Raw genomic sequence first — 19,902 nt, forward strand, 5'->3', positions numbered from 1 at the left:
GCCAAGCAGGGAGCCGACAAGAATGCCGCCGGCATGCAGCAGCGCCGTGGCCAGGAGGAAGCCAGCCCCATAGGCGAGACCAGTTGCCTGTATCGGCATTTCGACCCCATGCGCGTGGCCATGAAATATCGCGAACAACCCCACCAGTCCCATGGCTGCTGCCACTGGCGCATTGATACCAAGTGCCACCACCAGACCGAGCACGACCACCGACAGGGCAATGCCCAGCTCCACCGAGGGGAGCGGGATGCCGGCGGCGCCCAGCGCACCGCCCAGAGCCATGACCAGCATGAAGCTGCCCGGCACCAGCCAAAGTGCCCGACCGCCCCGCTGGAAAGCCAGCATGCCCACCAGCAGCATGGCTAGGATGTGATCCAACCCCGACATCGGGTGAACCATGCCGTGGATGAAGCCGGCGCTGCCATCTCCCGAATGGGCGAAGGTTGCCGTGGGCATGATGGCCAGAGCCACGCCGATGATCGAAATTCTCAACAGTCTGGCCATGCCTGCACTCCGTTTATTGCTTGCAGCGGGCAACGCCCTATCGTGGGCATTTCGCACGCGACAGCAGTCTGCCGCACAAGAAAGCAGTGTGTCAAATTGCCTGCTTGTTAATCACTATGCCTCATTTTTTCCCGGGCCGGGCTGGTGCCAGCTTCGCTGCCTTGGGGAGGGTAGAGCGTTATCTTTCAGGTGAAGCAGCAGTACGAGTCGGAGCTGTCCCGTATACGTAAGGGATCGCTCTAGAACGGAAACCGACGCGAGAGACCAAGGCTGATCGTAAACTGGTTTTCGCTGCCAGCTGCTCTGACGATTGGCGAGTCGCGGGCTGCCAACATAGGAGGTGTAGGACTCGTTAAGGTTGAAGAAGGTGTCGGTGACAAACTCGTAGCGGGCTTGGACCTTCACCCCCGCCGACTTGATGCCGCCGTTCGGACTTGGTGCCGATCGGGTCATCGCGCTGGCGGGCGCTAAGGCCGAACAGCGAGCCGCGTTCGAACAGGTCTTTTCAGACGGCGTGTATATTGTACTGGACTATCTCCTGAGGTGCGCCGGCGCAGCTGATTCTTGAATCCCCAGGCAAGCTTGCAGACGAGACCGGGCCGCTTCGTTTCGTACAGATTGGCTCCATGGCAGGGGAAGAGATTCAGATCCCCGCCTCGCTGCTCCGCTTTCGCGCCAATGTCCTGGTGGGCAGCGGTGCCGGTAGCGTGGCAATGGATCAGGTGGTTACATCAGAGTCGGGTCTTCTGGCTTGTGCGGGCCAGGCTGGATTTGGCATCTAGACCGAAACAGCTTCCCTGTCTGACGTTTCAAATGCCTGGACGCGTAACACCGGCAACTGGCGGCTGGTCATCACGCTCTAGCAACTCCACCGCAACGCGGCGGCGTCAATCATCGCCATGCGCGAGCACACGCATGGCGACAGTCGATCAAATCGTAGGCCTGCTCGTGGTTAGCGACTACGCAAAGCATCGACGATGCCTTGCTACGGCAAGGCCGTTTCGGGCAGATAGTGATGATCGGCACGTCCCGCACCTGGTGGAATCACCGAGTATCGCATCGGGATGGATACGGGCACCTATGACGGCGGTGAAGATCAAGCCGTCCGGGCAGCTGGCTTTTCTCACCGATAGTTAACATTCGCACAGCACGCTGTGGTGCGTTTCACGGCAAATCTGTTCAGTTCTTGTCGACCGGGCGCGAGCGCATGCGCGAAACGGTTTCGCGTTCGGCCCGCTTGCAGCGCATCGGGGGCAGCCCGCGATCCATCAGGCTCATGTCTTCGAGCACCATATCGCCCATGCGCTTGAAGGCGATATCGAGCGCCCCGGCACGATGGGCCGAGCGCAGGAAACCCTTGAGCTGGCGCAGTTTGTGGTCGGCGGCCAGCGGCTCCTGCGGAAACACGTCGCTGGCAGCAACGATGTGGCCACTCTCGACCGCGTCGATCAGCGCCGCAAAATCGACGACATCGGCGCGGCTGAGAAGGATGAGGGCGGCGCCGCGGCGCATCCTGGCAAAGCAGCCAGCGTCCAGAAAACCCTGGTTTTCCGAGGTAACGGCCGCCACCACGAAGACAAGGTCGGACTGGGTCAGCACCGCGTCGAGGCTGGCCGGCGTGACATTGTTCTCCACCAGCACCGACGGCGGCAGCCAGGGGTCATAGACCTTGATTTGGGCCCGGAAACCGGTCAGCAGGCGATTGAGTGCCCGGCCCAGATCGCCAAAGCCGACAATGCCGATATCGGCGCCTGACAGCAGCCGCGCCGAGGCGTTACCATCGCCACCCCAGCGTTCGCGGCCCTGCTGGAAGGCGATATCGGCCTCGGTAATGCCGCGAAACAGGTCAAGCGCCAGGCCGAGCCCCAGCTCGGCCACGGGTTCGGCAAAAACCGCGCCGGTGGTCACCACATGGATGCCGCGCTGAAAAAGGGTCTCATAGGGCATATTGTTGATCAGATTGCTTTCGACATTCAGCACGCAGCGCAGGCTGGCCAGCTTGGCCAGGGTCTGGTCGGAAATCGGCGGCTGCCCGATAATATAGACCGCGCGGGCCAGCACCGCGTCACCCAGCAGGGCAAACCGATCCGGCGTGGTCTCGACCACCTCATAGCTGTCGAACAGCTTCTGCTTCTGCGCCGGGGTGAAGATAAGATCGAGCGTGCGGGGCTCGGGAACGCTGATGACAAGCGGCTTGGTCTGGCTGTTCAACTTGGACTCCTCGGCGCTGGGCCCATCCAGGGACCCTGGCAATATCGGACGCGCATGGCGCGGTGGCGGGCTATAGCGTCACCCATTCCCCGCTGTGATGCGAATGGGCCATGGCATGCACCGCCTGCTCGATCTGTAGCCCGCCGACAAAGTCGATGATCCGCGCCGGGCGACCGGCAATGGCGGCCAGCACTTCATGGGCCTCGATGACCTTGAGGTCGTTAAAGCCCAAGCCGTGGCCGGGCGCCGGCACAAAGTGCTGATAAGGCTCGTGCGCCGGTCCCATCAACACATTGGTGAAACCTTGTGTCCCGGTCGATTCGTCGGCGCGATAGATCGAGAATTCGTTCATCCGCTCCTGATCATAGACGATCGTGCCGCCCGAGCCGAACAGTTGCAGCGCCAGGCGCCCCTTGCGCCCCCAAGCCGCGCGGTTGAGGGCCAGAATGCCCGAAATCCCGCCCTCGATCTCCAGCATGACATTGGCAATATCCCAGGTTTCGACCGGACGCTGCCCGCCCCCGGGGGTTGGCCTGGTCGGATAGGGCTTGGCCATAGTTGCGCAGACCCGCTCCACCCGACCCAGCAATACGGTCAGCAGGGACAGCGGATGTACGCCGAAATCGTCGAGCGCCCCATAGCCGGAGGAGGCCTGGCTCTTCCAGTAGAACTGTGCCGCGGGGTCGGCCATGAAATCTTCGTCCATCTCCAGCCGGACATGGTTGACCACGCCGATCGCGCCCTCGGCAATCAGCGCCCCGATCTGCCTGATGGCCGGGTTCTGGATATAGTTATAGCCCAACGCCGCGACCGTTCCTGAGCGCTGCGCTGCGGCGGCCATCCGTTCGGCGTCGGCCAGCGACACCGCCATCGGCTTTTCGCACCAGACATGCTTGCCCGCCTCGAGCGCTGCGATCGCCATCTCGGCATGGAACTGGTTGGGTGTGGTGATCGACACCACCGCCACGTCGGGGTCGGCGATCAGCACGCGCCAATCTCCGGTGGCTTTGGCGAAGCCAAATTCATCCGCCTTTTGGGCTGCCAGTTCGGGGCTGACTTCTGCCAGATGCACGAGACGGGGGCGAAGCGCGTCCCCGAACACCGGGGTCACCGCATTCCACGCCAGGGCGTGACACTTGCCCATATAGCCCGTGCCGATAAGACCGACGCCAATCGTGTTCACAGCCAAGCCTCCCCTAGCGACCGGTCAAAAGGAAAGCGCTCCTAAGAGCGCTTTCCCAGTGCAATGGCGAGAGCCGCCCTTACTGATATTCGGCGGCATTCTCTTCGGTTACCAGCACCGTGCCGGTATCGATCCAGGCGTCCAGCGTCTTGCCAGCGGTGAGATCGACCAGCGCCTGGATGCCGTAGCCGCCGATATTGCCGGGGGCCTGGGCAATGGTGGCGGTCATTTCGCCAGCCAGGATGGAAGCGGCTGCGTCCGGATTGGCGTCGAATCCGACGACCATCACCTTGTCCAGCATGGCGGCGGCCTTCAATGCCTCAACGGCGCCCAGGGCCATATTGTCGTTCGAACCGAAGATCGCCTTGATGTTGGGATTGCCCGCCAGGATGGTTTCGGTAACGGTCAGCCCCTTGGCGCGGTCCCATTCAGCGGTCTGCTCGGCCACGACCTTGAGGCCGCAGGCTTCAAGTCCGGACTTGGAGCCTTCGGCGCGAGCCTGGCCGGTCGACTGGCTGACCAGACCCTGCAGGATGGCGACGTCCGAACCGGATTCGACATTGTCGCAGATGTATTTGGCGGCAAGCGAGGCGCCGGCGGCGTTGTCGGTGCCGATAAAGGTCACGCCCTCATTGGTGCCGCGGGTGTCAACGAAGACCACCGGGATGCCGGCCGCCTTGGCTGCTTCAACCACCGGCGCCAGCGCATTGGGGTCGGTGGGGGCCAGCGCGATGCCGTCAACGCCCTGGGCGATGAGGTCTTCCATCTGGCTGATCTGCGCCTGCACGTCCGATTCCGCGGGCGGGGCCACCACAATCACCTCGACGCCGAGTTCGGCGCCCTTGGCCTTGGCGCCGGCCTCGACCGCTGCCCAGAATGGATTGCCCGCGCCCGGGCCCTTCATGCCCAGCACATAGGTCTGGGCCTGGGCGCCCAATGTCGTTGCGCCTACCATGGCAATGAGCGCCACGCCGGCATAAAGCCACTTGTTCATGTTCTTCTCCCTTGTCGTCTCCCTCTCCCGTGCTGCCGGTCGGGAGACATAACCCGGCAGCTTATCCCTTGATTGCCGCGACCCGGTCTCAGTGACGGAGCGAGGCCTTCCGCCGCAGCACGTCGATATAGACGGCGATGATGATGACCAGCCCGATCAGGATCTGCTGCCAGAAGGCGCTGACATTGTTGATGTTGAGCCCATTGCGCAGGATGCCCATGATCAGCACGCCCGCCAGCACGCCCAGCACGGTGCCGCGCCCGCCGAAAAACGAGGCCCCGCCGATGATCACCGCCGCAATGGCGTCGAGCTCGATGCCGATGCCGGCATTGGGAAAACCGCTATCGGTGCGTCCCGCCAGCAGCAGACCGGCCAGCCCGGCAAAGAAACCGCAGATCATATAGACGACGACCAGAACCCTATCGACATTGATGCCGGAAACCCGCGCCGCATGCGGATTGCCGCCAATGGCATAGATATGCCGTCCCATCGACGTGCGGGTGAGAAAGAACCACAGCCCCACCGCGCAGACCGTGACCACGATAAGGCTGGCGGGCAGCCCGGCGGGCGGCGCGAAGATGCCGAAATCGAAATAGGCCTGACCCAGATAGCGCACCTCGGGCTGCAGGCCGGAAACCGGGGCGCCATTGGTGACGAGGAAGGTGAGGCCGCGGGCGATATTGAGCGTGCCCAAGGTCATGATGAAAGGGTGGGGCAGCCGGAGCCAGGTGAGCCCGACCCCGTTGACCCAGCCCACCACGATTCCCACCGCCGGCCCGATCAGCAGCACGAGCGGCCAGGGCACGCCGGCGCGGCTGGCAATGGCGATGGTGACCATGGAAAGCGCCATGGTGGAGCCTACCGACAGATCAATGCCCGCAGTGATGATCACCACCAGCATGCCCAGCGCCAGCAAGGCCAGGCTGGCATTCTGCTTGAGGATATTGGTGAGGTTCTGCGCGCTGAGAAACACGTCGGGCCGGATCGCCGCCAGCACCAGCATCATCACCACGACGACGATGAGAATGCCGTAGCTCTCAAGGAACTTGCCCATGTTGAAGCCGTCGGCCATGGCGCCCCGGTCAGTTGAGTTGGTCATGCGCCAGGCCCTCGTTGTGTCCCTTGGTGCCCATGATCCAGCCGATGACCTCGTTGCGATGGGTCCCATCGAGTGGGGCCTCGGCGAAGTTGGATCCCTGGTACAGCGCCATCACGCGGTCGCAGCAGTAGAATATATCGTCCATGCGGTGCGAGATGATGATCACGGCGACTCCGTGTTGCTTGAGCGACTTGATGAGGTCGAGCACCTTGCCCACTTCCTTGATGGCAAGGGCAGCGGTGGGTTCGTCCATGATGACAAGCTTGGCGTCGAACGCGGTGGCGCGCGCAATGGCCACCGCCTGGCGCTGCCCCCCCGAGAGGTCCTCGGCATTCTGATCAACTGACTTGACGCTGATATGGAGCCGATCAAGGTGCTCGGCCGCCATGGTCCTGGCCTTGGCATGGTCGACCAGCGTAAGCGGCCCCAACTTGCGGCCCGGCTCGCGCCCCAGATAGATATTCTCGTAGATTGGCAGGTTTCCGGCCAGCGCAAAGTCCTGATAGACCATTTCGATGCCGCGTCGCTGGGCATCCTTGGGGCTCGAAAAACGCACCGGCTGGCCATCAAACAGCAACTGACCCTCGCTGGGAACGAAGAGTCCCGAGAGGATTTTCATCAGTGTCGACTTGCCGGCGCCATTGTCGCCGACGACGCCCAGCACCTCGCCCGGCGCCACGTGAAAATTGACGTCGTGAAGCGCCGTGATCGCCCCGAAATATTTGGATATGCCGCGCGCCTCCAATAGCGCGCCCGGTGGCGATTGCCGCACTGGCTCCATGCAAACCTCCTCGAACGCCGCGCTCTCTTGGTGGAACGATTTCAGCGCTACAAATTACTTTGGAACTTTCATTCTATTTTTGCCCACTCGTCAAGTGCTGCTTTGATCATGCGGGACTGCACCAGATAAGCAAGTGTCATCAGGGGTCACCAGCGCCATCGATTGCTGGTGGTAGCCGCTCCGTCGTCGCCATCAGCTCTCGGTGGCTGGATAACAGGCTGGCGTCATCGCGCCTTGGCCTCGTGCCGGACGTGGGGAGCGCCCTAACGTCCGCACTCGGGAATGCGGATGACGACCGGCCGCAGGGCAAAGCCCGGAATCCAGCTCTGAGGCTGCCCTGCTTGTCGGGTCAATTTTCCTTGGGTCGGGTCCAGCCGAGGCGGCTCTCGACTCGACGGGCAGCGTCCCGGACCAGCGCAATCAGATCGGGGTTCTGCTGATGCACCTTGTGCTCGGGCACCACGATGGACATCGTGGCGTGGCACCGCCCTGAGCGATCCAGCACAGGCGCGGCAATACAGGCGACGGCAAAATCGGACTCGCCTGCCTGGATCGAAAGCCCCTGCGCCAGCGCTTCATGGGCATTGGCGGCCAGCACGCGCGGATCGGTTTCAGCCCGCCCGGTGGGCGACACGCGCGCAGATCGGCCAAAAATGGTCAGCAATTCGTCTTCGGGCAGATGCCCGACCAGCAAGCGTCCCGAAGCGGTCCAGTTCAGGGGGCTGCGCGAACCAATGCGCGAGCTGACATTGAACTGACCCGTGCCGTCCTCCATGGCCAGCACCACCATCATATCCTGGTCGCGACCACACACTTGCACCGTTTCGCCCGACTGGCGCGCCAGCTCATGCATTTCGGGCGTGGCTGCACTCAACAGGTCCAGGCTGCGCGCATAGCTCAGACCGTAGTGATACAGCCGCTGCCCCAACCAGATCAGGCCATTGTCGTTGCGGTCGAGCAGATCCTTGGCCACGAGGTCATCTATGATCGAGTAGATGGTGGACAGCGGCGCGCCGACAGCCCGGGCGATCTCATAGGCGGTGCTGGCCTGCTCTACCCGCTGCAGATGATCGAAAATCTGCAGCGCCCGGTCGATGCCACTGGTGCGCGAGCGCCGGGGCGCCGGATCGGTGTTGCTATCGGTATCGCTCACAATGGGCTCCAGCCGCTCGGGTAGGTTCATCTACGCGTTCAGTCGGGCCAATTCAATATTGCCGCTTCCTGCGCCAGCAGGCGCTCGTGGAGCGGGGTGAAGATAATTTCGTTGGAGCGCTGCGCGCGGTCCAGTTCCTCGATCAGCCGCTCGGCGACGATGGCCTCCTCACCGGGGTGCAAGTTGCACGGATCAAGGAAGAAATGGCCATGCTCGGCCTCGTGGTCGCGCACGATGACCGGGCGGTCGCCGCGTGCCAAAGCGCCGGCCAGGTCCCAGGCGGTGATGCGCGCCGTCTCGGGATCAATACCGACCTTGAGCCGGTCCAGCGGATTGTCGGTGGGGTCGGGGACGATGGTGGCGGTGACGCCGGGTCGATCGGCCAGGGTCTCGACCCATAGATCAAGCGCAGCGCGCTCACGGGCGCGAATGCCGGCATGGTCACGCACCTTCCAGGCTTCGAGTGCGGCGATGACGCCGGCAATGCCCTCCTTGCCGACCTTCATGCCGCGACCGATGCCGCGGTTCTGCAGGTAGATATTGCGGACGAACTGCTTGTCGCCTGCGCAAATGCCCGAGGTCGGGCCACCGAGGAATTTGTGGCCCGAATAGAGCACCACATCGGCGCCATCAGCGAGGAACTTGCGCAGGTCATATTCCGACGCCGCATCGACAATGACCTTGACGCCCCTGGCGTGACAGACTTCGGCGAAGGTCTTGAGCGGGATCTGGCCGTAGTCGACCACGTGATGGGAGACAACGAACACCGCCGCGACGGTGCGCTCGGTGATGGCGCCGGCCAGCTGATAGGCGTGGGCGCTGGTTGCCTGACCGACCGGCACGAGCTTGCCGCCGGCCAGGCGGATGGCCTGGTCCACCGGCGCGCCATAGCTGACCATATGACCGGTCTGGATCAGCACTTCGTTATTGAGACTGCCGGTATCGGGCAGTTGCTCAATAGCCCAGAGATTGTCGCCGGTGATGGCGGCCGCCACAGCAAGGCTGATGCCTGCCGAGCAGGATGCCGTGACGAACCCGGCTTCGGCGCCGGTGAGGTCGCTAATCGCCGTGCTGGCGCGGCGGTACAGTTCGCCCATCTCGACGAACTGGCTCAGAATTCTGGTGATGGCCGCCACCGCTTCGGGCACCACGATGGACGCCCCCAGCGAGGTCATGGTGCCCGAGACATTGATCACCGGGCGGAGGCCCAACTGGGCGCGGATATCCTGAGTCATCTATTCACTCTCGATTGGTGCTGCCGCGCTGCGGCATTGATTTATCTGGTTGGCTAAACGACCTAGTCGAAGGCCACGATCGCCTCGATCTCGACGGTGATCTGGTTGGGCAAGGAGGCAAATCCAACCGCCGAGCGCGCATGGACGCCGCGCTCGCCGAACACCGCATTCATCAGATCCGAACAGCCATTGATGACCGCCGGATGATCGCCAAAATCCGGTGCGGCGTTGACCATGCCGAGCAATTTGACCACCCGTCGTACCCGGCCGAGATCGCCGAGCGCTGCATGCATCACGGCAATCAGATTGATCCCGGTGAGCCGTGCATGGGCGTAGGCGTCCTCTACCGACACGTCAGTGCCGACCTTGCCAGCATAGAGCCGGCCATCGGGTTCAGTGGGGCCCTGCCCCGACAGGAACAGCAACTGGCCTTCAAACACATGAGTGACGAAATTGGCGATCGGCGGCGGCGCATCGGGCAAGACAATACCCATGGCCGCCAGCCGATCGTAGGGGGCCGCAACTGGCCGCTTGGCAAGCTCGGAAATGCTCATAGGTAGAACTCCACTAAAACGAAAGCTCGCCGTGACGAATGCAGGCGACATGATGATTGCCGCCGATATGCTCGACGGGCGGAATGACTTGGGCGCAGGCCTCGATCGCCACCGGACAGCGGGTGCGGAAGACGCAGCCAGAGGGTGGATTGATCGGGGAAGGAATGTCGCCCTGCAACGGCACGTGGGTGCGCTTGCGCGTGGGATCGGGCACTGGCGCCGTGGCCAGCAATGCCTTGGTATAGGGATGGCCCGGACGGGCATAGACTTGGCGCGACGGGCCGCGCTCCATCACCCGGCCGAGATACATCACCACGACATCGTCGCACAGATACTCAACCACGCTGAGATCATGGGCGATGAACAGCATGGTCAGGCCCAGCTGCTGCTGCAGCTCACCGAGCAGGTTCAGCACCTGTGCCTGCACCGAAACGTCGAGCGCTGATACCGGCTCGTCAGCCACAATGAAGTCGGGCTCGACCGCCAGGGCGCGCGCAATGCCGATCCGCTGGCGCTGACCGCCAGAGAATTCGTGGGGGAACCGTCGCGCGTAGTCGGGCGACAACCCCACCAGCGTCAGCAGTTCTGCGATGCGCTCACGCCGTTTGCTGCCGCGAGGATAGCCGCAGGCATCGAGCGCTTCGCTGATGATGGCATCGATGCGCAGCCGTGGATTAAGGCTCGAATAGGGGTCCTGGAAGACGATCTGCAGGCGCTTGCGCCACTGTTTCATCTCGCGCGGCTGCAGCGCGAAGATATCGGTACCGTCAAAGATTGCCTGACCGGACGTGGGCTCGACCAGTCGCAGGAGCGAGCGGCCAGCAGTGGTCTTGCCCGAACCGCTTTCGCCGACCAGGCCAACAGTGGTGCCGCGCCGGATATCAAAGCTCACGTCTTCGACGGCGTGGACAATGCGGCCATTGCGGCCAGTGAAATGCTTGGTCAGCCCGCGCACGCTGAGCAGCGGGGTCTCATCGCTCGGCTCGGTCATAGCTCGTGGCTCCTGATGCAGCGCGAAAAGGTCTCTGGCCCGGCCGGGATCAGGGGCGGCAAGGCGGCGCTGCAGGCCGCAATGGCCATCGAGCAGCGTGGCTCGAAGGCGCAGCCGGGTGGCAGATTGGTGATGGGCGGCACCGAACCGGGAATGGAATAAAGTGCCCGGCGCTCGCCGTCGGTACCCAGGTCGCGCGTGGCGTCGGGCGTGCAGGCCAGCAGTCCTCTGGTATAGGGATGCTTCTGATGCGCGAACAGGGAGTTGACCGGCGCCTGCTCGACGACGCGACCGCCATACATCACCACCACGTCATGGGCGACCTCCGCTACCACGCCCAGATTATGGGTGATGAACAGGATCGACATGCCGAACTGGGCCTGCAGGCGCTGCAACAGATCAAGGATCTGCGCCTGGATGGTCACGTCCAGCGCCGTGGTCGGCTCGTCGGCGATCAGCAGCGAGGGATTGCAGCTCAGCGCCATGGCGATCATGACGCGCTGGCGCATGCCGCCCGACATCTGGTGCGGATATTCGTCCAGCCGCCGCGCCGCATCGGGGATTTCGACATGCTGGAGCATTTCGAGCGCCCTGGCCCGGGTCTCACCGCGAGCGAGCGGGGTGTGCAGCGCGATCATCTCGCCGATCTGGTCGCCCACCGTATAGAGCGGGTTGAGCGAGGTCATCGGCTCCTGGAAGATCATGGCAATCTCGCGGCCTCGGATGGCGCGAAACTGCCTGGGCTCGAACTGCGCCAGGTCCTGCACCTGTCCGGCCCGGTCGCGGAACAGGATTTCGCCACCGGCAATGCGTCCCGGCTTGGCCAGCAGCCCCATGATGGAGAGGCTGGTCACCGATTTTCCCGAACCGGATTCCCCGACCACGGCCAGCGTCTTGCCGCGCTTGAGGTCAAAGGTCACGCCATCAACGGCCTTGGCGGTAGCGCGCTTGCTGACGAACCAGGTCTTGAGGTCGCGGACCGATAGAATGGTGTCCGCTGGCAGGGGCGCCGTCATGACGTCCACCCGCAGCTGGGGCATTTGTGACCGGGGTCCCCGGCGGCAATCGGCTGGTGCCGATGGGCGGTAACGGCCTCGGCGCCCAGGATGGCATAGCGTGGCTCGAAGGTCTGGTGCAGCGTGCTGCTTGCGCCCTGACTATCGGTGACGACGAGGTCGCCATCCACCAGGTCGAACAGGGTGAACTCGGCCGGCCTGCCTTTGCTCAGCAGAGTGTCGGCGGGCTTGTTGATGGCGCGCTTGGGGGCAGTTGAGGAGGCGATGATCACGTCCTCCATTCCCATGCCGAGCGACAGCAGTTTGCTCATCGTCGTCGCCAGATCCCACACCGAGGTGTCGAGCGAGCGATTGTGCAAATCGGTGGATATGGTGGTTGGCTTCAGCCCGCGTTCCAGCGCGGCCTTGCCAACATCGAACGAGAACGATGCGCCGCCATGGCCGACATCAAGGATGATACCGCGCCGGGAGGCTTCCTCAGCGAGGGTATAGAGATCCTCGTCCTCGATGATCGAGCCGCCCTGCTTGCCATTGAAGCAGTGGGTGACGATGTCGCCCTCGGTCAAGAGGCCCAGCACGTCATCGTAAAGCGGCGGCGGTTCGCCGACATGCACCATGACGGGCAGATCCAGCACGCGGCCGATCTTTTTGGCCAGCTTGAGTGGCACCAGATCCCAACCGCCCGAGATAACCGCGCTGGCGCGAACCTTGAGGCCAACGATGACGTCACGGTTTGCCTTGATCACGGCAATGGTGCGGTCGATGTCGATCGAGCGCATATCCTGCAATTCGGTTACCCGGTTGCAGGCGACCAGCCCGATCGAGCCAAGGTTGAGAAAGGCGTAGATATTCTCGCGGGCCGGCTCGATGATGAATTCGCGCAGGCCGTGGAAATTGGCTTCACCGGCCGAGCCGGCGTCAACGATGGTGGTGACGCCGCGCGCCGCGCCACCCTGTTCGGGGCGGATCGAAATATCGGTGCCGCCATACCAGACATGGGCATGCAGATCGGTCCAGCCGGGCGAGATGAACGCTCCCCTGGCCTCGACCACCTTGGCAGTGTCAGCAGCAATCGTGGCGCCGACATCAAGGATTGCCCCATCAGCGCCTACCAGCACATCGAGCACTGGCGGCAGGCCGGGCTGCGCAAAGCCGACGGGCCTGGCGCCCTTGATCAGCAGGTTCTGGGGTTGCGGTTTGAAACGGTTATCGAACATCAGATATCCTTGGCGAGGCGCGGGTCGAGGAAATCGCGCAGGCCGTCGCCCACAAGTTGCAGCGAAAGTACAGTGATGATGATGGCCCCACCGGGGAACCACATGATCCAGGGCGCCTGCTCAAGATACTGCCGGCCGACAGAAATCAAGGTGCCCCAGGTCGGGATGTCGGGCGAAATGCCGACACCGAGAAATGACAGTCCGGCCTCGGCCAGGATGGCATTGGCGAAGATGAAGGTGGCCTGCACCAGCAGCGGCGAGGTGAGGTTGCGCAGCACATGGCGCACCAGGATCACTGGCGTTGGCACGCCGAGCGCCCGCGCTGCCTCGACATAGGGCAGTTCCCGGATCACCAGCGTCGAGGCGCGCACAACGCGGGCCAATCGCGGCGCATAGACCACACCCAGGGCAATCACCACATTGGTGGCCGATGCACCGAGCGCCGCCACCAATGCGATGGCCAGCAGGATGTCAGGAAAGGCCATCATGGCATCGATCAGGCGCGACACCGGGGCATCAAGCCGACGGAAGAAGCCCGCCAGCAACCCGAGGAATACCCCGACGACCGATGCAAAGATCACCACGGCAAAGCCGACTGTGATCGAAGTGCGGCCTGAATAGAGCACGCGGGTGAACACGTCGCGACCCAGATCATCGGTGCCGAACAGATGCTGCCATGTCGGCGGCTGCAGGCGGTTGCGCACTGCCAGTTGGGCCGGATCATAGGGCGAGATCACCGGGGCCAGCAGCGCCAGCACGATCATGGCGATGATGATCAGCAATCCGGCCATGGCTGTCGGCCGGCTGGCCATCTTCATCAGCAGATTGGGTTCGCGGAACCCGCTTTGAGCAATGGCGGCCATCAGTAACGCACCCGGGGATCGACGATGAGGTAGAGCATATCGATGATGAAGTTGACGAGGACGTAGAGCCCGGCGACCACCAGCAGCGCCCCCTGGATCAGGGGATAATCACGCCGCAGCACCGCCGAGACGATGAGGCTACCCACCCCTGGCAGGCCGAAGACGGTTTCGGTGACGATGGCACCCGAAATCAGCAGCGCCGCCGTCAGGCCGATCACCGTCAGGATGGGGATCAGCGCATTCTTGAGCGCATGCTTGACCACAACACGCCACTCGCTCATGCCCTTGGAGCGGGCGGTGCGCACATAATCATCATTGAGCACATCGAGCATCGAGGCACGGGTGAAGCGGGTGATCAGCGCCGAGCTGATCAAACCCAGCGTGACCGCCGGCAGCACCAGATGGTGCATGCGTTCGCCGAAACTGGCGCCCGGCCCGCCATAGCCGGAGGTATCGAACCAGCCGAGCTTGACCGCAAAGAACTGCATGAAAATCAGCCCGAGCCAGAAGCTGGGGATGGAGGCGGCAAACATGGCCAGCGTCGTCGCGGCCTGGTCGAACGCCGAACCGCGCCAGTAGGCCGAGAGCACCCCCACCGGCAGGGCGATCAGCGTGGCAATGGCCAGCGAGAAAACGGTGAGGAAGAAAGTCGGTTCAGCGCGCTGCCATAGCGCATCGGTAACCGGCATGTTGAGAAAGATCGACTGGCCGAAGTCGCCGCGCAGGATGCCGCCAATATAGCTGAGGAATTGCTGGGGAATCGAGGCGTCGAGGCCCAGCCGTTGGCGCAAGCTGGCGATGTCGGCCGCGGTGGCGTCCGGCCCCAGCATCACTGCGGCCGGATCACCCGGCGTTACCCGAACGATTACGAAGACGATGGTGACGACCAGCGCCATCACGATCAACATGCCGAAAATGCGATTGAATGCGGATCGGATCATGGTGCTGTCAGAATCCTCGTCAAACAGATTCGTAAGAGGCCCGCCGCAGCTGAAACTGCGACGGGCAGGCCTATTAGGCCTATTCGGTCAGGTAGGCATTCCAGAAATAGGGCCACGGCGACGGTGTCACACCATCAAGGGCCGGGTTCTGGGCAGCCAGAGCGTTGAAGTTGCCGACCTTGTAGCCGGGCACTTCATCATAGATCACCTTCTGCACCTCGACGAACAATTCAGCGCGCTTGGCGGGGTCGCTCTCGGCGTTGAAGGCTTCGACTGCAGCATGCTTGGCATCAGTTGCCCACCAGCCGGGCGAGGTGTCCGACATGATGCCCATCAGCGAGGGTTCCGGCAGGAACGGACTATGGGTGATGTAGATATCCCAGAGCGCCGGATCGGCACGGTTGGTGGTCAGCGTTGCCCATTCCACCACATCGAGTTGCACCTTGAAGCCGGCAGCTTCGAGGTATGCCTGGGCCACGAGCGCCATCTTGTAGTGGAACTCATACTGGCGGCTGGTCAGGATGCGGAGCGGACTGCCGTCATAGCCGGCTTCGGCCAGCAGGGCCTTGGCAGTCTCGGTGTCGCCGAGCGGCTTATAGGCTTCGGTGCCCACTTCGGAATGCCAGGAGAAGCTGTCCGGGTACCAGGCAGCGTCGATCGAGAAGAAATCTTCCGAGCCGAATGCCGCCAGCATCATGTCTTCGGGCGCCAGGGCCGCCTGGATCGCCTTGCGGACACGGATGTCGGCATTGAGGCCTTCCTTGGTGTTCATCATGAACACCGGCCAGCCGAATGGCGCCAGCACCACAGGTTCGGTCGCACCGTCGGTGATCTGCTGGAAGGCTTCGACCGGCAACTGGTCGACATAGTCATACTGACCAGCCATGGCCGCGCCGATGCGGGTATTGGGATCGGGAACCGGCACAAAGCGGATTTCGTCGAGATACTGGTTGCGTGCGCCGCCGTAACCGTCGATCTCGCCGCCCAGTGACTGGTAGCCATCAAAGCGAACCAGCTGGATGTACTGGTCCGGAAGGCGTTCCTTCAGCTTGTAAGGACCCGTGCCGATGAAGCTGGTCAGCGGATCCTGGGCAGCATTGGCCGCCGGGATGATGATCGCGGCAGCATTGTTCAGCGAGAGCAGCGCCAACAGCGGTGCAAAGGGCTTCGACAGCGTGATGGTGACGGTGGAGTCATCGGTGGCAGCGATGCCGGTGATGACTTCGCCGGCCTGTTTGCCACGGGTGGCGATCTTGATCCAGCGCTCGAGCGAGGCGACAACGTCGGCAGCAGTCATGACGCTGTCGTCATGGAACTTGATGCCGGTACGCAGCGGAATGGTCAGCGTCATGCCGTCTTCGGAGACTGTTGGCAGCGCGGCGGCCAGCAATGGGGTTGGGCCCCACTTGGCGTCGAACGTGTAGAGCGTCTCGAACATGTGCTGGGTGATGATCCCGACCAGATCGGCGGTCGATGCCATCGGGTCAAGGGTCGGCGGCTCACCGATGGTGGCAACATCAATGATGCCGCCATTGGTCTGGGCATAGGCCGATGTGTTTGTCGAGATCAGTGCAACGGCTGTGGTGGCTACTGCCAACGCAATACGCTTCATCAAGTCCTCCTGTTATTCCATATTATCGGAATATCATCTATTGTTACGGAGGTAGCTTATAGCGGCTGGAGTGGACGTCAAGCTGCAAAAATCAGTTCGCCAGCGTTCAGTGCCGCAATCCCATGACCACCCTTGCGGGGACGGAATCTGGCGCGAGGCGGAACCGTGGCCAATTCGTGGCGTTGTTTTCCATTGCAATGTTGGAGGGATCGATGGCCACGCACGAATTATCACGACCGACCCACAAAGGTTTTGGCTTCTGGTGGACGATGTTGGTGGCTTCGATACTGGTGGTATTTGGACTGCCGATTGCGGCAGGCGGGCTGTGGCTCATCACCCTTGGTGGGTCCTGGTATTACCTGCCCGCCGGGATCGGGCTGTTGCTGACCGCCTATTTCCTGTTCCGCCGGGAGGTGGCAGCGATCTGGACCTATATCATCGTTTTTGCCGCGACTGTGATCTGGGCGCTTTGGGAAGCGGGGCTGGACGGCTGGGCGCAGGTGCCTCGGCTGATCGCGCCCACCGTGGTGCTGCTGCTGGTCTTGACGACGCTTCCAGTGCTCCGGGGCTCCACGCGGCGCTTCGGCTCCGGCATGGCCGCAGCCATGGTAACCCTGGCCGGTGCGCTCGGGGCAATCGGCGTGGCACAGCACAGCGTGGACAGCGCATTTGCGCAAGAGGCAGAGCAGCCGGCCGAGACGGATCCGGAGGCGACGCCGCCCGCGGCTGCGCCGTCGGGTCCGGCCAGCGAGGCCACACCTGCTGATCCTGCTGATCCTGCTGATCCTGCCGCCCCTGCGGCACCCCTGGTGCCGACTGAACCGACTGAGCCAGTAGAACCCGCCGCACCGGTTGCCAACTATGTGCCGCTCGAGACGGGCGTGGACTGGCCGGCTTACGGGGGCACGCACAAGGCGACCCGCTATTCTCCGCTGACCCAGATCACGCCGGACAATGTCGGCCAGCTCGAGCAGATCTGGGAATTCAGGACCGGCGATCTGCCTGAGAACGACGAACCGTTCGGCAATCAGAACACGCCGGTCAAGGTCGGCGACCGGCTGTACCTCTGCTCGGCGCTCAACAGGATCAGTGCGCTTGATGCCGCAACGGGCACCGAACACTGGACCTATGACCCGCAGACATCAATTGATGCCATCGGCTACAACGCGTCGTGCCGCGGGCTGGTATATTTTGAAGATCCGACTGCGGACCGGACAGAGCTGTGCGCAACGCGCGTCGTCAACCTTACCCATGACGCGCGGATGATCGCGCTCGATACCGAAACCGGCCAGCTCTGCGCAGATTTCGGCAATGGCGGGATCGTCAACCTGCTTGAAGGCATCGGCGATACGGCACCGGGTTTTTACGCGCCGACGTCTCCTCCGACCCTGGTGCGGGACGTGCTGGTCGTGGGCAGCCAGGTCAGCGACGGCCAGACGCGCGAGGCGCCCTCGGGCGTTATCCGCGGCTATAGCGCGGTGACGGGCGAACTTGAATGGGCCTGGGACATGGGCCGTCCAGGTGAAACCGGGCTGCCGCCGGAAGGGGAAATCTATACCCCGGGCACACCCAATATGTGGACCATTGCCTCAGGCGATGACGAGTTGGGGCTGGTTTACATGCCCATGGGCAACTCGGCTGTGGACTATTGGGGCGGTGACCGCTCGGACGCGGAGAACACCTATTCGACCGCCATCGTGGCGCTCGATGTCGAGACCGGCGAAGTGCGCTGGCACTACCAGACGGTGCACTATGACGTATGGGACTATGATCTCGGCGGCCAGGGCACGCTGGTGGACTTCCCCACGCCCGAGGGCCCTGTTCCGGCCATCGTCATGCCGTCCAAGCAGGCGCAATTTTATATCCTGAACCGCGAGACCGGGGAGCCACTGGTCAATATCGAGGAACGCCCGGCGCCGCAGGGCGGGGTCGAGCCCGAGCGGCTGTCGCCGACCCAACCTTATGTGACGGACTTCCCCAACCTGCTCAAGCCGACCATCACCGAGGCCGACATGTGGGGCACGACGCCGCTCGACCAGCTATGGTGCCGTATTCAGTTCCGCCAGGCTTCCTACGAGGGCGTGTACACCCCGCCGACGGTTGATCAGCCCTGGATCCAATTCCCCGGCTATAATGGCGGGACCGATTGGGGCGGCGTGGCGATCGACCCGGAAAAGGGCATCATGATCGCCAATTACAACAACATGCCCAACTACAATCAGCTGGTCCCGCGCGAGGAAGTGGACGCCCTGGGCGTGCTGCCGATCACCGATCCGAACTATGATGCGGATGCAGGCGGCGGATCCCACGGCAGCATCAGCCCGCAGGCGCAGACGCCCTATGGCATCCGCGTCAATGCAGGGTGGCGGGTGCCGTTCATGGGGCTGCTGTGCGCGCAGCCGCCCTATGGCGGGATCGCAGCGATCGACCTCAACACCCGCGAGGTGCTGTGGGATCGTCCATTCGGCTCTGCGCGCAAGAACGGCCCGTTCGGCATCCCCTCCATGTTGCCGCTGGAAATCGGCACCCCCAACAATGGCGGCGGGGTGATCACCGCTACGGGCCTGTTCTTTATCGGGGCGGCGACGGACGACATCCTGCGCGCCATCGATATCGAAACAGGCGAGGAGGTCTGGCAGACGATTCTTCCGGCGGGCGGCCAGGCGACGCCGATGACTTATGAGGCCAATGGCCGACAGATCGTGGTGATCAACGCAGGTGGCCACGACTTCATGGAGACCCCGATCGGGGATTACTTCATCGCCTATGCGCTGCCGCAGGGTGACGAGGCACTGCCGCAGGGCGGTGAGGCGGCCCAGCCTTGATTATCGGGCATCTCGGGGCCGAGCGCCTCGGGATGCCCCAAAGCTTTTCCTGAAGACTTCAGTTGGGATGGAATGGACATAGCGTCAGCCTTTTCCTTCGATATGAGCTATTGCGGCCCCCCGCCCTCACCGGACACGCTGTGGGGACGGTGGAATTTCGACCCGGTTCTGCTGGCTGGACTACTCTGCGTTCTCGGCCTTGCAGCCTTTGCATTGCGCGGCGCGGAACCGAGGCGGCAGCTGGCCTTTGGTGGCGCCTGGGGTCTTGCAGCGCTGCTATTCATTTCGCCGATCTGCGCCCTGACCGTGGCGCTGTTTTCGGCGCGGGTGGGACACCACATCGTCCTGACCATGATCGTAGCGCCGCTTCTGGCATTCGCCCTGCCGGTTCGCTGGCGGCACGGCGCCAACCTCTTGCCGGCGTTGAGTGTTTCCACGATGGCGCTGTGGCTCTGGCACGTGCCGGACTTTTATGCCTCGGCCTTCACGCATCCCGCGCTGTACTGGGCGATGCAGCTGAGCCTGCTTTCGAGTTTCGCCTGGCTCTGGCTTGAATTGCTGCGATCGCCCAACCCACTGGCAGCGGGCGTAACCGCGCTGGCCAGCGCAACCCAGATGGGGCTGCTTGGCGCCTTGCTGGTTTTTGCGCCGCAGCCGCTCTACCTGCCGCATCTGGCGACGACATTGGCGTTCGGGGTCTCACCGGTCGATGACCAGCAGCTT

The 19,902-nt window shown here is 63.1% G+C and carries 17 protein-coding genes; 2 read left to right on the forward strand and 15 right to left on the reverse strand.

Annotated elements, in window-relative coordinates:
* The 15 genes from Q8O80_RS11595 to Q8O80_RS11665 form a co-directional block, all read right to left on the reverse strand.
* The coding region (locus Q8O80_RS11595; protein ID WP_305579616.1) for a HupE/UreJ family protein at positions 1 to 504 on the reverse strand (504 nt) is incomplete at its 3' end.
* Between the two features lie 1,179 nt (positions 505 to 1,683).
* Positions 1,684 to 2,715: a hydroxyacid dehydrogenase gene (locus Q8O80_RS11600; RefSeq protein ID WP_305579617.1), complete on the reverse strand. Its 1,032-nt coding sequence runs from the start codon at positions 2,713 to 2,715 to the stop codon at positions 1,684 to 1,686.
* 70 nt (positions 2,716 to 2,785) lie between these two features.
* Positions 2,786 to 3,898, reverse strand: a complete 1,113-nt coding sequence (locus Q8O80_RS11605) for a Gfo/Idh/MocA family protein (protein WP_305579618.1) — start codon at positions 3,896 to 3,898, stop codon at positions 2,786 to 2,788.
* A 79-nt stretch (positions 3,899 to 3,977) separates the two neighbouring features.
* Positions 3,978 to 4,892: a sugar ABC transporter substrate-binding protein gene (locus Q8O80_RS11610; protein WP_305579619.1), complete on the reverse strand. Its 915-nt coding sequence runs from the start codon at positions 4,890 to 4,892 to the stop codon at positions 3,978 to 3,980.
* 88 nt (positions 4,893 to 4,980) lie between these two features.
* A complete protein-coding gene (locus Q8O80_RS11615) occupies positions 4,981 to 5,991 on the reverse strand; it encodes an ABC transporter permease (RefSeq protein WP_305579620.1) in 1,011 nt (336 codons plus the stop codon).
* Complete coding sequence (locus tag Q8O80_RS11620; RefSeq protein WP_305579621.1) at positions 5,975 to 6,772, reverse strand: ATP-binding cassette domain-containing protein; 798 nt, start codon at positions 6,770 to 6,772, stop codon at positions 5,975 to 5,977. The genes Q8O80_RS11615 and Q8O80_RS11620 overlap by 17 nt, the downstream gene beginning before the upstream one ends.
* A 349-nt stretch (positions 6,773 to 7,121) precedes the next feature.
* Entirely contained in the window at positions 7,122 to 7,955 is an 834-nt protein-coding gene (locus Q8O80_RS11625; protein WP_305579622.1) for an IclR family transcriptional regulator, read from the reverse strand.
* Positions 7,956 to 7,963: 8 nt separating this feature from the next.
* A complete protein-coding gene (locus Q8O80_RS11630) occupies positions 7,964 to 9,160 on the reverse strand; it encodes an aminotransferase class V-fold PLP-dependent enzyme (protein WP_305579623.1) in 1,197 nt (398 codons plus the stop codon).
* A gap of 62 nt (positions 9,161 to 9,222) precedes the next feature.
* Positions 9,223 to 9,714, reverse strand: coding sequence for a RidA family protein (locus Q8O80_RS11635; RefSeq protein ID WP_305579624.1), 492 nt, complete (start codon positions 9,712 to 9,714; stop codon positions 9,223 to 9,225).
* A gap of 13 nt (positions 9,715 to 9,727) precedes the next feature.
* A complete protein-coding gene (locus tag Q8O80_RS11640; protein ID WP_305579625.1) occupies positions 9,728 to 10,705 on the reverse strand; it encodes an ABC transporter ATP-binding protein in 978 nt (325 codons plus the stop codon).
* Positions 10,702 to 11,709, reverse strand: a complete 1,008-nt coding sequence (locus Q8O80_RS11645; RefSeq protein WP_371136178.1) for an ABC transporter ATP-binding protein — start codon at positions 11,707 to 11,709, stop codon at positions 10,702 to 10,704. Before Q8O80_RS11645 ends, Q8O80_RS11640 begins: the two co-directional genes overlap by 4 nt.
* An 8-nt stretch (positions 11,710 to 11,717) precedes the next feature.
* Entirely contained in the window at positions 11,718 to 12,938 is a 1,221-nt protein-coding gene (locus Q8O80_RS11650; RefSeq protein ID WP_305579627.1) for an amidohydrolase/deacetylase family metallohydrolase, read from the reverse strand.
* Positions 12,938 to 13,801 (reverse strand): ABC transporter permease, encoded by an 864-nt coding sequence (locus Q8O80_RS11655; RefSeq protein ID WP_371136177.1) that lies wholly within the window; start codon positions 13,799 to 13,801, stop codon positions 12,938 to 12,940. Before Q8O80_RS11655 ends, Q8O80_RS11650 begins: the two co-directional genes overlap by 1 nt.
* Positions 13,801 to 14,742 carry an ABC transporter permease gene (locus Q8O80_RS11660; RefSeq protein WP_305579628.1) on the reverse strand — a complete coding sequence of 314 codons (942 nt, stop codon included), beginning with the start codon at positions 14,740 to 14,742 and terminating at the stop codon, positions 13,801 to 13,803. Before Q8O80_RS11660 ends, Q8O80_RS11655 begins: the two co-directional genes overlap by 1 nt.
* Positions 14,743 to 14,821: 79 nt before the next feature.
* The gene (locus Q8O80_RS11665; RefSeq protein ID WP_305579629.1) at positions 14,822 to 16,354 is read right to left on the reverse strand and encodes an ABC transporter substrate-binding protein; all 1,533 of its coding nucleotides are present in this window, start codon (positions 16,352 to 16,354) and stop codon (positions 14,822 to 14,824) included.
* Positions 16,355 to 16,566: 212 nt separating this feature from the next.
* Here Q8O80_RS11665 and Q8O80_RS11670 point away from each other — a divergent pair, with 212 nt between their 5' ends.
* Positions 16,567 to 19,179, forward strand: a complete 2,613-nt coding sequence (locus tag Q8O80_RS11670; protein ID WP_305579630.1) for a membrane-bound PQQ-dependent dehydrogenase, glucose/quinate/shikimate family — start codon at positions 16,567 to 16,569, stop codon at positions 19,177 to 19,179.
* Between the two features lie 72 nt (positions 19,180 to 19,251).
* The coding region (locus Q8O80_RS11675) for a cytochrome c oxidase assembly protein (RefSeq protein ID WP_305579631.1) at positions 19,252 to 19,902 on the forward strand (651 nt) is incomplete at its 3' end.

The sequence above is a fragment of the Devosia sp. genome (assembly GCF_030689745.1).
In the GTDB taxonomy this organism is placed as follows: domain Bacteria; phylum Pseudomonadota; class Alphaproteobacteria; order Rhizobiales; family Devosiaceae; genus Devosia; species Devosia alba.

Excerpts from the sequence above, each read along its gene's own strand:
- Q8O80_RS11635 (WP_305579624.1), bottom strand. The coding sequence starts at position 9,714 with ATGAGCATTTCCGAGCTTGCCAAGCGGCCAGTTGCGGCCCCCTACGAT.
- Q8O80_RS11640 (WP_305579625.1), bottom strand. The coding sequence starts at position 10,705 with ATGACCGAGCCGAGCGATGAGACCCCGCTGCTCAGCGTGCGCGGGCTG.
- Q8O80_RS11655 (WP_371136177.1), bottom strand. The coding sequence starts at position 13,801 with ATGGCCGCCATTGCTCAAAGCGGGTTCCGCGAACCCAATCTGCTGATG.
- Q8O80_RS11665 (WP_305579629.1), bottom strand. The coding sequence starts at position 16,354 with ATGAAGCGTATTGCGTTGGCAGTAGCCACCACAGCCGTTGCACTGATC.
- Q8O80_RS11660 (WP_305579628.1), bottom strand. The coding sequence starts at position 14,742 with ATGATCCGATCCGCATTCAATCGCATTTTCGGCATGTTGATCGTGATG.
- Q8O80_RS11630 (WP_305579623.1), bottom strand. The coding sequence starts at position 9,160 with ATGACTCAGGATATCCGCGCCCAGTTGGGCCTCCGCCCGGTGATCAAT.
- Q8O80_RS11610 (WP_305579619.1), bottom strand. The coding sequence starts at position 4,892 with ATGAACAAGTGGCTTTATGCCGGCGTGGCGCTCATTGCCATGGTAGGC.
- Q8O80_RS11670 (WP_305579630.1), top strand. The coding sequence starts at position 16,567 with ATGGCCACGCACGAATTATCACGACCGACCCACAAAGGTTTTGGCTTC.
- Q8O80_RS11650 (WP_305579627.1), bottom strand. The coding sequence starts at position 12,938 with ATGTTCGATAACCGTTTCAAACCGCAACCCCAGAACCTGCTGATCAAG.
- Q8O80_RS11620 (WP_305579621.1), bottom strand. The coding sequence starts at position 6,772 with ATGGAGCCAGTGCGGCAATCGCCACCGGGCGCGCTATTGGAGGCGCGC.
- Q8O80_RS11615 (WP_305579620.1), bottom strand. The coding sequence starts at position 5,991 with ATGACCAACTCAACTGACCGGGGCGCCATGGCCGACGGCTTCAACATG.
- Q8O80_RS11625 (WP_305579622.1), bottom strand. The coding sequence starts at position 7,955 with ATGAACCTACCCGAGCGGCTGGAGCCCATTGTGAGCGATACCGATAGC.